The following is a 12,246-nucleotide window of genomic DNA, read 5'->3' on the forward strand; positions in this document are numbered from 1 at the left end:
CAGCCGGGGGCTTTGTTCGTCTAAATGCAGGGAGAGAAGCAGCAGATCATGAGTGACCAGTCGAACGTGCTGGCAGGGGCCGGCGTGTCGTCCTCGGGCAATTCCGCCGCTGCGCAGAATGCAGCGGAAAACTTCGTGCAGATCGTCGACGTCGTGAAGAAATTCGGCGAGACGGTCGCCGTCAAGGGCGTCAACCTGTCGGTCAAAAAGGGCGAGCTGTTCGCGCTGCTCGGCAGTTCCGGTTGCGGCAAGTCGACGCTCTTGCGCATGCTCGCAGGGCTGGAAACGGTCACGTCGGGCAAGATCCTGATCGACGGCGAAGACCTTGCGCAGATGCCGCCGTACCGGCGTCCCGTCAACATGATGTTCCAGTCATATGCGCTCTTTCCGCATATGACGGTCGAATCGAATGTTGCGTTCGGCCTCAAGCAGGAAGGCGTGGCGAAGGCCGAACTCAAGGACCGTGTGCAGTCCGCGCTCGAACTCGTGCAGATGGGCCGCTTTGCGAAGCGCAAGCCGCATCAGCTGTCGGGCGGGCAGCAGCAGCGCGTTGCGCTCGCGCGCTCGCTCGTCAAGCGTCCGAAGCTCTTGCTGCTCGACGAGCCGATGTCCGCGCTCGACAAGCAGATCCGCCAGCGCACGCAGATCGAACTCGTCAACATTCTCGACAAGGTCGGCGTCACCTGCATCATGGTCACGCACGACCAGGAAGAAGCGATGACGATGGCTGCGCGCCTCGCCGTGATGAGCGAAGGCGAGATCGTGCAGCTCGGCACGCCGAACGAAGTCTACGAATATCCGAACAGCCGCTTCTCGGCGGAGTTCATCGGCTCGACGAATCTGTTCGACGGCAATGTCGTCGAGGACGAACCGGATCACGTGTACATCGAAACGCCGGACCTGCCCGTGCGCCTGTATGTGAGTCACGGCATCACCGGCCCGCTCGGCATGCCCGTGACGATCTCGGTGCGCCCTGAGCGTATCGCGCTCACGCGCAAGCCACCCGAAGGCGCATTCAACTGGGGCAAGGGCACCGTCACGAACATCGCGTACATGGGCGGCTACTCGCTGTATCACGTGAAGCTCGACGGCGGCAAGACCGTGATCGCGAACGTGTCGAGCCTTGCGCTGTCCGAAATCGAAACGCCGACGTGGGGCGATGAGGTGTATGTACGCTGGAGCGCGTCGGCGGGCGTGGTGTTGACGTCATGAAAAGCGCGCTGCATTCCTTCATGATGTGGCCCGTGCGCCGCTTCCATCTGACGGGGCGCACGGCTGTCGTCGCGGGGCCGTTCATCTGGCTGCTGCTGTTCTTCCTCGTGCCGTTCCTGCTGGTCGTGAAGATCAGCTTCGCCGACCTGCAGCTCGGCATTCCGCCGTACACGGAACTGACGACGTTCAAGGAAGGCGTGATTCACATCGCGCTCGACCTGTCGCACTACGCGTTTCTGCTGACCGACAGTCTGTACTTCGCGACCTATGTGAACTCGGTGGTCGTCGCGGCGATCTCGACGCTGCTGTGTCTGCTGCTCGGCTATCCGATGGCGTATTACATCGCGCGCTCGAACCCGGCCACGCGCAACATCCTGATGATGGCCGTGATGCTGCCGTTCTGGACGTCGTTCCTGATCCGCGTGTACGCGTGGATCGGCATCCTGAAGAACAACGGGCTGCTGAACAACTTCCTGATGTCGATCGGGCTGATTCATTCGCCCATCGAGCTGTATCACACGAACACGGCCGTCTACATCGGCATGGTGTATTCGTATCTGCCGTTCCTCGTGATGCCGCTCTACGCGCACCTCGTGAAGATGGACCTGACGCTGCTCGAGGCCGCGTACGACCTCGGCGCGAAGCCGTGGACCGCGTTCTGGCGGATCACGCTGCCGCTGTCGAAGAACGGCATCATCGCGGGCTGCCTGCTGGTGTTCATCCCCGCGGTGGGCGAGTACGTGATTCCTGAACTGCTCGGCGGCGCGAACACGCTGATGATCGGCCGCGTGATGTGGAATGAGTTCTTCGACAACGCCGACTGGCCGATGGCATCCGCCGTCACCTGCGCGATGGTGCTGCTTCTGCTCGTGCCGATGGCGCTGTTCCAGTACTCGCAGGCCAGGGAACTGGAGGAGAAACGCTGATGAAGCCCAATCGTGTATTGCAGTTCATCGCGCTCGCGATCGGCTTTGCGTTCCTCTATGTGCCGATCATCAGCCTCGTGGTGTATTCGTTCAACGAGTCGCAGCTCGTGACAGTGTGGACGCGCTTTTCGACGCGCTGGTATGCGGCACTGCTGCAGGACGAGGAGCTGATCAATGCCGCCTGGCTGTCGCTGCGGGTGGCGTTGCTGACGGCGTTCGCGTCGGTGATCATCGGCACGTGGGCGGGCTTCGTGCTCGCGCGCATGGGGCGGTTTCGCGGCTTCACGCTGTACACCGGGATGATCAACGCGCCGCTCGTGATTCCCGAAGTGATCCAGGGCATTTCGCTGCTGCTGCTGTTCATCGAAATGGGCAAGTGGCTAGGCTGGCCGGCGGGGCGCGGCATCTTCACGATCTGGATCGGCCACGTGATGCTGTGTATTTCCTACGTCGCGATTATCGTGCAGTCGCGCGTGCGTGACCTGCATCCGTCGCTTGAGGAAGCGGCACTGGATCTCGGCGCCACACCGTTGCGTGTATTTTTCTTCATCACGCTGCCGCTGATCTCGCAGGCGCTGGTGGCCGGGTGGCTGCTGTCGTTCACGCTGTCGATCGACGATCTGGTGCTGTCCGCGTTCCTGTCAGGCCCGGGTTCAACGACGCTGCCGCTGGTTGTGTTCTCGCGCGTGCGTCTGGGTCTGAATCCTGAAATGAACGCCTTGGCCACGCTGTTCATTGCCGTCGTCACGGTGGGCGTGGTGGTGGCGAATCACTTCATGCAGCGCGCGGAGAAGCGGCGTCTGGCGATGGCAATCTAGTTCAGCCCGCTACGGGAAATTCAATGCAGATGGCCGGCGTCCGAGAGGACGCCGGCTTTTTTCATGATGAGGACGGGCGTGCGGGCTCAGATCCGATAGCCGATGCGCAATCCGCCCCAATGCCGGCCATTCACGAAGATCGGTGCCGATGCATCCTTCATCAGTGCATACTCGCCGCCGCCCATGTCGCGCCGGTACGTCTGCAGCAGAAAGCGCTTCGTACTGTTGCCGGCGGCGAGGCCCGTCCGGTCGTTGAAGATCCGTCGATTGCGGCAGTTCGCGGCGTTCCAGACGGGATCGTCGCGTTGCGGCTGCGAAAACTTGAGGTTGTGAGTGGGCAGGTAGCCGCGCACATCGACGGCTGCGCAGAACGCGACGCGCGGGTCCAGTTCGAGCATCGGCTCCTGGATGAGCGGCAGGATCCTGTCGCTCAGTTCGGTGAAGCGCGTGACGAACTGCGGCGGATTCGTGCCGGGCACGGGCACGTAGCGATCGTCGAACAGGTCGTTCATCGTCATTTCGCCACGCGCGATGGCCATTTCGAACAGTTTGCCGGCTTTTGCCGCGGCCTGTACGACGGCGTCGATGAAGCGTGTGTCGGCGGTGGCGACGCCCGTGGCCGCCGTCAGTTCGATCAGATTCTCCGATACGCCGAGCAGACTGCCTAGCTGGTTCTTCGCCTGCACGAAATTTTCGCCGGAGTGCTCGACGTCCGTCGCGATCTCCAATACCTGAGATTCGAATGCATTGCATTGCTCTTCGATTTCACCGGACAACGTGGCAATCTGGTTCGCCTCTGCATTCAACTGCATGATCGCGTGACCGGTTGAATGCACGACGTCGCCGATCATCCGCGTGCCTTCACGCACGCGTTGCGCGCGTGCGGTGTTTTCGGCGCCCTCGGCGATCAGACGTTCTGTCTGTTCGGTGAGTTGGGCGAGCGTCGTTTCGATCTGGCCGGTTGCCTGCGCCGTCTTGGCGGACAGCGTCTTCACCTCGGCGGCGACGACCGCGAAGCTCTTGCCGAAATCGCCGGCGCGCGCGGCTTCGATCGCTGCGTTCAGCGCGAGCAGGTGCGTTTGACGTGCGATCAGCGAAATTTCCTCAGACACGCGGCTCACGTGCGAGAGCGCGGCGCGCAATGCGCCGATCTGGCTCTCGATCACGGTCACGCCTTCAACCAGTCCGTGAATATCGGACAGCGATCCGTCGAGCGTCTGCTGCGAGCTTTCGACATCCCCCGCGGCTTGTGCCGTCACCGTGCTCATTTCGCGGGCCGCCGCGGCGATGCGGTGGTTGCCCGCGAGGGTTGCCGCCGCCGACCGGCGCAACGTGTGGCACACGTCGGCCTGCCGTTTGACCCGCGCGGCGACTTCTTCGATATGACCGGACACGTCGCAGATTTCGATGCCGAGCTTGCCCGCCTGCGCGGCGATCTCACCGACCACGGAAGAAGTGCCGCCATTGCGGCGCGAGCGGCGATTGAAAAAGCCCGTCATGATCAAGTCTCCTGAGCGGCACGGCACTGTCGTGCGCTGTCTCGATGTCTGTCTGATGTGCGTATCAACGCATGCGTGTCAGTGCATGTTGCGGGTAATCGGGTTCATGGATCTGCATCCTGCGGATGAATGGCGGCACACGAATTGCACCCGTCGTTCACGCTGATGGATTCTCTACGGCGCCTTACGGGAGCACTTGATAGGGACTATCCCGCATCCGGATCGGGTAGGATCGCCGATGCGCGTGCGCAAACGATGCTGCGTGTCTTTCGAATCCTTCCAACCAACGACTGATGATTGAAACCTTCGCGCGCGTGTCGGGCTGGGAACAGCTGGTGTATCTGTGGGAACTGATCGTGATGGTCTGCAAGTTCCTGTGGGGGCTGTTGCGCCTGCTGGGCGGCGGCTGAACATGAAGCGCAATGCCATGCACTGTCACGCAGTGCAGGATGAACTGCAGTAAGCTGACGTTCTTCGCACCTCGCCGGCGCCAGTCCAAGATGAACGATGATTCCACCCAGCGCTTCACTGACCGCGTCGCTGACTACGTCAAATACCGGCCGGACTATCCGCGCGAACTTGTTACGTTCCTCCATTCGAGCTGCGGGCTGGCTGACGGTGCGCGGGTCGCCGATATCGGCGCGGGCACGGGAATCTCTTCACGCCTTTTTCTCGCTGCCGGGCATCCCGTCGTCGCCGTCGAACCGAATCAGGCAATGCGCGCCGCCGCCGATGCGTGGCTCAAGGATTACGCAGGCTATCGCAGCGTAGCCGGCACAGCCGAATCGACGTCGCTGGATAGCGCGAGCGTCGATCTCGTGATCGCAGCGCAGGCGTTTCACTGGTTCGATCCGCTTGCGGCGCGACGCGAATTTGCACGCATTCTGAAGCCGAACGGGTTGATCGCGTTGATCTGGAATAGCCGGCTGCTCGAAGGCACGGCGTTCCTTGCAGGCTACGAAGCACTGCTGCGCCGTTTCAGCGACGACTATCAGTCCGTCTCCGAACGCTATGCAGACGACGCGTCGATGGCTGGCTGGTTCGGCGACGGTCTCGCTCACACCGCGCGGATGCCCAACGCGCAGAAACTGGACTTCGAAGGGCTGAAGGGCAGGCTGTTGTCGTCGTCCTACGCGCCGAAAGCCGGACATCCGAATCATGAACCGATGCTCGCGGCGTTGCATGAACTGTTCGACCATGCCGCACAGGACGGCACAGTCGAATTCGTCTATGAGACGCGCGTATATGCTGGTTTTCCGCAGAACGGGCGCTAGACGTGAAACGGAGTGCGTACGGAATCGGGCGTGCCGAGAAACGCGTGCAGGTCCTGTAGTACCCGTTGCGGCGCCTCTTCCATCGGAATATGTCCGAGTCCATCGTACATGATCGATCGTGCACCAGGAATCCGGCGCGTGAACTCCGCTGCATGTGCAGGCGGAATCCAGCGATCTTTTGCACCCCACAGTATTAGCGTCGGCACATCGAGTGCATTCAACACGGTGGTGTCGAGATCGGCGAAGTGGAGCGACGGCACCATCTTGCCGATCGCTTCACGCGTACCTTCACCGTGAAAGAAATCGACGTAGCGGCGCAAGACATCCGGCGCGATCTTGCTTGAGTCGCCATAGACGTTGTGCACAGCGCTCGTGATGATCGCTTCCGGCAAGCACCACGGCGCGCTGAAGCGCACGGCCGAGGCGCGCCGCAAGTGAGCGGGGCGGCAGCGGTGCATGCATTGACGGGCTCGTGTCGACGTTCTTCATGTTTGTCTCCCGTTGTTTGCAACATGGCATTGCCGGTCTGTGGTGCACACTCCTAACGTGAATAGATGTATTCGCCGCCGCGCACGCGTCGCGTGCGGCGGCGGAAACTGAACGTGAAACCCGGCCAGATAGCGGTCACCTTGCCGCTCTTCGTCTGATACCAGCTATGGCAGCCGCTGGCCCAAACTGTTTGCCGCATGTCGAGTTGCAGCCGTTCATTGAATGCGCGCTGCACGTCGGCACGCAGATTCATCGTGCGCGCGCCGCGGCGCCGCAGTTCGCGCAGACAGTCGGCAATGTATTGCACCTGGGACTCGATCATGTAGATCATCGAGTTGTGACCGAGGCCCGTGTTCGGGCCGGCCATCATGAAGAAGTTCGGAAAGTCCGCGATGCTCGTGCCAAGGTACGCTTCGGGACCGTCACGCAACCACAGCGCGCCAAGGTCGGCGCCGCCGATGCCCGATACGTCGAATGGTGCGCCGACATCGTTGACCTGAAATCCAGTGCCGCAGATGATCGCGTCGACTGGGTGATGCACGCCGTCCGCCGTCACGATGCCGTCGTGCACGACGGTGCGGATGGGCGTCGTCACGACATCCACATTCGGTTGACGGAGTGCAGGATAGTAGTCGCTCGACAGCAGCACACGCTTGCATCCCAGCCTGTAGTCGGGCGTGATTTTCGCGCGCAGTGCAGGATCCTTCACACGCCGTTGGAGATAGCTGCGTGCAAATTTCATCGCGGGATTCACGAGCCTTGGATTGACGAAGAACGCGATGCCGCGCGACTCCATCTGCCAGTAGATCGCACTGCGCACGAAGCGTTGGGTGAACGGCAGATGCTTGAAGAGCCAGCGCGCGCGGTCGCCGATCGGCTTGTCGGGCTTGGGCATGATCCACGGCGCGGTGCGCTGGAACAGCAGCAACTGCGCGACGCGCGGCTGGATTTGCGGTACGAACTGGATTGCACTCGCACCCGTGCCGATGACGGCGACGCGCTTGCCTTCGAGCGGATAGTCGTGATCCCAGCGTGCCGAGTGAAATATCTTGCCGTTAAACGCATCGATCCCGTCGATGCGCGGCATAGCGGGGCGCGACAACGGACCGCTTGCCGCGATCACGATATCGGCTTCGACGGTCTCATGCACGCCATTGCGCGCGATATCGAGTTGCCAGACGAGGCGCGCTTCATCGAAACGTGCAGCCATGACGCGCGCATTGAACTGAATTGCACTGTCTACCTGATACTTGCGTGCACAATGCTTCAGATACGCCAGTATCTCGTGCTGATGACTGAACGCCCGCGACCACGCTGGATTCGCTTCGAATGAAAACGAATACAGATGCGATGGCACATCGCATGCGGCGCCCGGATAGACGTTGTCGCGCCACGTGCCGCCCAACTCGCCGGCTGCTTCGTAGATCGTCACCGACGTATAGCCGAGCCGCTTGAGCCGGATCGCCATGCCGATGCCCGAGAAGCCGCTTCCAACGATCGCGATACGCAGTTCGGGGGGAGGGGAAGAGCGCATAGGTGAGGTGCTCCGGCGCATCGTTGGAATCCGAAAACTCTCGATGGCGAATAGGATGAAAGTGGTTTGATTTACATCCGTCTACGACGGTTTAAGCGCAGGGTAGACAACTGTACACATCGCGTCAAGATCGTTGTACAGTGCTCGCTCGAAGGCCGAGACATGGTATCGGCCGTATTGCATTGACATTGCATCGCTAAACGGACGCTCATGCAACCCGCATCGGAACCGGAACTCGCGCCCGGCAAGCGCAAACTGATCGAAGCAGCGTTGCGGCTCACGGCGAGTGGCCGCAGCTTCACGAGTCTCGGGTTGCGCGAACTCGCGCGAGAAGCGGAACTCAATCCGAATACCTTCTATCGTCACTTCGACACGCTCGACGATCTCGCGCGCGAAGCCGTCGAATGGGTCAGCCGCCGTTTGCGGCCGATGCTGCGACGCGAACGCTGGCTCGCCGCGCACGACGAACCGCATAGCATGCCTCGTCGCGCATGTGCTGCGTTCTTTGCGTTTGCGCTGGACAACCGTGAGGCCTTCCTGAGCGCGCTGGCCGAGTATCACGGCACGTCGCCCGTGCTGCGCGAGGCCGTGCGCGTCAACCTGAACGAAGTGTCGACGGAGATGGCCGAGGACGTCGTGCAATTGAATCTGATGCCTGCGTTGCCGCGCGAGACCGTCGAAGAAATCTGCACGCAGATCGTGCTGCAGCTTTTTCATCTGTCGCACGAATTTATCGGCAATGCGGCGCAGCGCGAGTCGTTGATCGATTACTCGGAGCGCTTCATCGTCAGGCTGTTCGCGGGTGCCGTCGTGCTCGCGCAGCATGAGGCGCATGGCTGATGCGTGCGATCGCATCGCGTGTCGACGCATCATGAAAAAGGGCTCCGTGAGGAGCCCTTCGTGTTTGCTGCCGTTCAGCCGAAGATGATATGCAGTTCAGGCCATCAGGTATCGTTCCAGCCACCCGAGTCGTCGTTGCTGCCCATGTCCACGCCGCCGCCGTCGTTCCAGTCGTTGGTGCCCTGGCCGAAGTCGATCGAGCCCGCGTCGTTGCCGCCGCGTTTGCGCGATTCGTCGTCGACGATCACGTCGCGCTCGACCACGCGATCTCTGCCGGAATTGAGCGCTTCGCCCAGCAGCACGCCCGTGAGCAGGCCGCCCATGCCACTGCCGAAGCCGCCGCCTTGCTGCACGATAACGGGCGGCTGCTGTTGCTGCGGATACGGGTAGGGTGCTTGAGGAGGATAGCCCGGCTGCTGGCTGCGGCCAAACGCCTCGTTCGCTTCACGTGCATATGGCGAGTCGCCCGCCGCCGAGGCCGCAGGTGCCGCGTTCGGATCGGGCCTGCCTTCGGCGCGGGCCTTGAGGCTCGCGACCTGCCGTTCGAGATCTTCGATCTGATACGGCGGCACCGGGTTCTTGCTGTTCGACAGCGATTCGACCAGTTGCCGCAACTGCGTTTCCGCGCCTTCGACTTCGCGTTCGAGCGCTTCATGTCCCGGTGCCGTCGACAGCTTCACGTCGAGCTTCAGCGAACGCACGTCGTTGAGCAGATCGGTGGCGCGCTTGAGTTGCGCGCGGCGATCGTCGTTGGCGCGCGTGTCGTCCTGCGAGCGCGCGCGGCGCAGGGTCCAGCGCAGAATCAGTGCGATCGCGGCGATCAGCACGACGATACCGATCCACATGCCCATCGACGGGCCGTGCCGCTGCGGCGCCTGCTGGATCGCCGACTGCGTGGCAGGCGCGGATTCCTGCTGCGCGAACGGATTGCCGGTGCGATGGGTGACACCACCGCCACCACTGCCGCCGCCGACACGCGCGGCGTCGGCGCGCAGACGTGCTTCCGTCTGCGCGAAGCGGCCGGGGTCCGTGAAGCGGACTTGCGGGTCGAGCGTCTTTGCCTGTTGAAGCTGTGCGAGCGCGTCGGCGGGGCGGCCTTCGCGGTCGAGCACCTGCGCGTAAAGATAGTGCGCGCGCGCGCTGTCGGGATGTGCCTTCAGCACTTCGTTCAACTGCGAGTCGGCCTTCTGCCAGTCGCCCTGTTGAATCGTTGTTTCGATCTGCGTCGCGGTCGGCACCGCGAACGCGGCACCCGATAACAGCATCAGCGAGAGCGTCAGGGAAACACCGGCTGCTGCGAGAAATTTTTTCATGTGCGGGCCGGGCGCATTGACGCCCGTCTCCATACTAACGAGTTGCCGTGCCGCGCGGCCTCGTGTCGAAACACGCGCGGCACATCGCCTGTTGCGCTTACTGCGCAGGCGTGTCCAGCTGCTTCTTCAACGCGGCGAGACGGTCGTCGACGGACGGTCCGCGATTCAGGTCCGCGAGCTTGTCGTCGAGCGCCTTGCCGCTCTTCGTGTCGGCGGAATTCAGGCGCGCGTCGGAACGTGCATTCGACAGCGCGACCTTGTCCTCCAGCTTCTGGAAGTCTTCAGCAAGATTCTTGCCGCCGATGCCACCCAGCGCGGTGGCCGCCGTGTCTTTGGCCTGCGCGATCTGCTGCTTGGCCTGCAGGATGTTCGAGCGCGCGTTGAGGTCGTTGCGGCGCTGACGCATGTCGTCGATCTGCGTCTTCAACTGCTCGACGGAAGGTTCGAGCGTGGTGAGTTCCTTCGCGAGTGCATCGCGCTCGGCTTCCGCCGTCGCCTGTGCGCCGAGCGCCTCGCGTGCGAGCGCTTCGTCGCCGGCTTGCAGCGCGCGCTTCGCGCCGTCTTCGTACTTCTTTGCCTTGTCGGCTGCCACGTCGCGCTTGCTTTGCTGCGTCGCGACCTGCGCCTGGATCTCGATCAGCGAGTTCTCCGCTTTCGCGATGCTGTCGTCGAGTTCGCGCACGATCTGGCGCGCATCACGCGACGGGTCCTGCACGGAATCGGCTGCGTCGTTCAAGAGACCTTTGACTGTCCGCGTGATGCTGTCAAAAAGCGACATGAAACCCTCCATTGATTGAAATCGACGCTGAATACCCGGCGCGTGGAACAGGGTGCGTGACGACGTCGACTACACGTAGTTTACGCCGCCGTGCACGACGCTGCGGGTCTGCTGCATGTCATCCGCTATGCGTCCGTTCACGCAGGTTCCAGGATGACCATGCAGCCGGTCCTGACATCGGGGCGCACAGGCGGATTGCAATAGCGGCATGCAAATTTAACCTGCCGCCGCAACGTCGCACTTCGCACCCGTTGACGCATCGTCTGCACCTTGCAGGCGATAAGTGAGCGGGTATTCAACAGCTCGCGGATATTACACCACGGGCACACTTAAACCCGACTTAAAGTGCGATTTCCTGCGTGTTTTAGCGGCTCTCTTTGCAATCTTTTGCAGCGTCGAAGAGTGCGCGCAACGACATGAACGAATCAGCGCGCGCGTTTGTCAAAGCGTGTCGAAACGCGCGGACACGCATGGCCGGATTCTTTCGGATAGCCGACGATACGACGCGCCGCTGGGCGTTCACGCGAAGCGGCCGCTGCCTTTGGCGGGATCGATGCCCGATTCGTCGTCGTCCTGCTCCTGGTGACGCTTGCCAGTTGCGTTACGTTTCGATGTGAGCAGTGTGGGGGTTCTGGATGGCGTGCGCATGTCGGCGCCTGCTTGAGGCGAGTCCGCTGCGTCGGCGGACGCGAGGGCGGCGGCTTTTGCGGCCGCGACACGCGCGGCTGCTTCGGCGGCGGCCTGGGTTGCAGCCTGCCCGGCGGCATCTTCGTCCATGCTGTCGAGCGCAGAAAGAGCGGCAACGGACGACGGGCGCGCGAGATCGATAGGGGCGAGCGCTTCTTGCGATGTGTCGGAGGCGGGGAAGCCGGTATCGTTTTCAGACGGCGCGGGCGCGTCGCGCAGCGCAGGCGTCTTGAACGCAGCCGGCGCAGCCTGCCGCAGATGCTTGCTGGACCGCGCGACACGCTGCAGCGCTTCGTTCAGCGCATCGGGTTCGCGCGGCGCGCGCAGCCGGTCGACGATGCTCGCCGCCTTGACCTGTTCGCTGGTCGCGCCGAAGCTCAGCACCGCACGGCGCATCAGTTCGCTGACGCTGATGCCGAGGTTTTCGGCCGTCGAGGAGATGGCGCGTTTCTGGGCGGGTGTCACGAAGACGACGATGCGTTCGCTGGGCTTGTTCATAGATCGGCTCGCGTTCTTTGTTGGTGTCGAACTGCGGTGGAATCCGGGCAGGCGGCGAATCCTGCTTGTCGCGCGTCGAACCATCATAAGACGAAAACGCGGCGCGCGGTTACACGCGGGTGCAAATCGGGCGTGGGCGTAAAATGGCTGTCACATCAATGGGTTGGCGTGCTTCCGGGCGGATTGTCCACAGGCCTCTCCACATTTTCTGTTGATAACCGCATGCGCGGCGCACAAGCCGGTCTGAGCGGTGCAACGCGGTGTATTTACGTACTTCGGGGCGCAATCATGAGGGAATTCTTACAAAAAAATCACGATCGGCGCCGCTTGATTTCTTTAAAATGCGCTGTTACGTTGCGCCAGACACTGCCCGGGCGC

10 protein-coding genes and 1 pseudogene are annotated in these 12,246 nt (G+C 62.2%); 5 read left to right on the top strand and 6 right to left on the bottom strand.

The features are described 5' to 3' along the window. Positions 1 to 48 precede the first annotated feature (48 nt). The 3 genes from potA to G3N95_RS11285 are packed head-to-tail and all read left to right on the top strand — an operon-like array spanning position 49 to position 2,956. Positions 49 to 1,212 (top strand): polyamine ABC transporter ATP-binding protein, encoded by a 1,164-nt coding sequence (gene potA, locus G3N95_RS11275; RefSeq protein ID WP_205970064.1) that lies wholly within the window; start codon positions 49 to 51, stop codon positions 1,210 to 1,212. Then, positions 1,209 to 2,138: an ABC transporter permease subunit gene (locus tag G3N95_RS11280; RefSeq protein WP_205970065.1), complete on the top strand. Its 930-nt coding sequence runs from the start codon at positions 1,209 to 1,211 to the stop codon at positions 2,136 to 2,138. Before potA ends, G3N95_RS11280 begins: the two co-directional genes overlap by 4 nt. Further along, entirely contained in the window at positions 2,138 to 2,956 is an 819-nt protein-coding gene (locus G3N95_RS11285) for an ABC transporter permease subunit (protein WP_205970066.1), read from the top strand. Before G3N95_RS11280 ends, G3N95_RS11285 begins: the two co-directional genes overlap by 1 nt. An 86-nt stretch (positions 2,957 to 3,042) precedes the next feature. On the opposite strand, the gene G3N95_RS11290 is transcribed toward G3N95_RS11285, so the two are convergent. Beyond that, positions 3,043 to 4,455, bottom strand: a complete 1,413-nt coding sequence (locus tag G3N95_RS11290) for a methyl-accepting chemotaxis protein (protein ID WP_205970067.1) — start codon at positions 4,453 to 4,455, stop codon at positions 3,043 to 3,045. Between the two features lie 500 nt (positions 4,456 to 4,955). Between G3N95_RS11290 and G3N95_RS11295 the strand changes: the two genes are divergently transcribed. After that, positions 4,956 to 5,729 carry a class I SAM-dependent methyltransferase gene (locus tag G3N95_RS11295; RefSeq protein ID WP_205970068.1) on the top strand — a complete coding sequence of 258 codons (774 nt, stop codon included), beginning with the start codon at positions 4,956 to 4,958 and terminating at the stop codon, positions 5,727 to 5,729. Here the strand turns inward: G3N95_RS11295 and G3N95_RS11300 are convergent. Next, positions 5,726 to 6,154, bottom strand: a pseudogene (locus G3N95_RS11300) (alpha/beta fold hydrolase); the annotation flags it as partial. The gene G3N95_RS11295 and the pseudogene G3N95_RS11300 sit on opposite strands and share 4 nt — an antisense overlap. 116 nt (positions 6,155 to 6,270) lie before the next feature. Continuing rightward, the gene (locus G3N95_RS11305; protein WP_205970069.1) at positions 6,271 to 7,752 is read right to left on the bottom strand and encodes an NAD(P)/FAD-dependent oxidoreductase; all 1,482 of its coding nucleotides are present in this window, start codon (positions 7,750 to 7,752) and stop codon (positions 6,271 to 6,273) included. Positions 7,753 to 7,962: 210 nt separating this feature from the next. On the opposite strand from G3N95_RS11305, the gene G3N95_RS11310 reads away from it, so the two are divergent. Next, positions 7,963 to 8,592, top strand: a complete 630-nt coding sequence (locus G3N95_RS11310) for a TetR family transcriptional regulator (protein ID WP_205970070.1) — start codon at positions 7,963 to 7,965, stop codon at positions 8,590 to 8,592. A gap of 104 nt (positions 8,593 to 8,696) precedes the next feature. Here G3N95_RS11310 and G3N95_RS11315 read toward each other — a convergent pair whose 3' ends face one another. The 3 genes from G3N95_RS11315 to G3N95_RS11325 form a co-directional block, all read right to left on the bottom strand. After that, on the bottom strand, positions 8,697 to 9,905 hold the full coding sequence (locus tag G3N95_RS11315) for a tetratricopeptide repeat protein (RefSeq protein ID WP_205970071.1): 1,209 nt from the start codon (positions 9,903 to 9,905) through the stop codon (positions 8,697 to 8,699). Positions 9,906 to 10,002: 97 nt separating this feature from the next. Beyond that, positions 10,003 to 10,683 carry a PspA/IM30 family protein gene (locus tag G3N95_RS11320; RefSeq protein ID WP_205970072.1) on the bottom strand — a complete coding sequence of 227 codons (681 nt, stop codon included), beginning with the start codon at positions 10,681 to 10,683 and terminating at the stop codon, positions 10,003 to 10,005. Positions 10,684 to 11,202: 519 nt separating this feature from the next. Then, complete coding sequence (locus tag G3N95_RS11325; protein ID WP_205970073.1) at positions 11,203 to 11,868, bottom strand: hypothetical protein; 666 nt, start codon at positions 11,866 to 11,868, stop codon at positions 11,203 to 11,205. Positions 11,869 to 12,246 lie beyond the last annotated feature (378 nt).

The sequence above is a fragment of the Paraburkholderia sp. Tr-20389 genome, from assembly GCF_017104565.1.
Classification (GTDB): domain Bacteria; phylum Pseudomonadota; class Gammaproteobacteria; order Burkholderiales; family Burkholderiaceae; genus Paraburkholderia.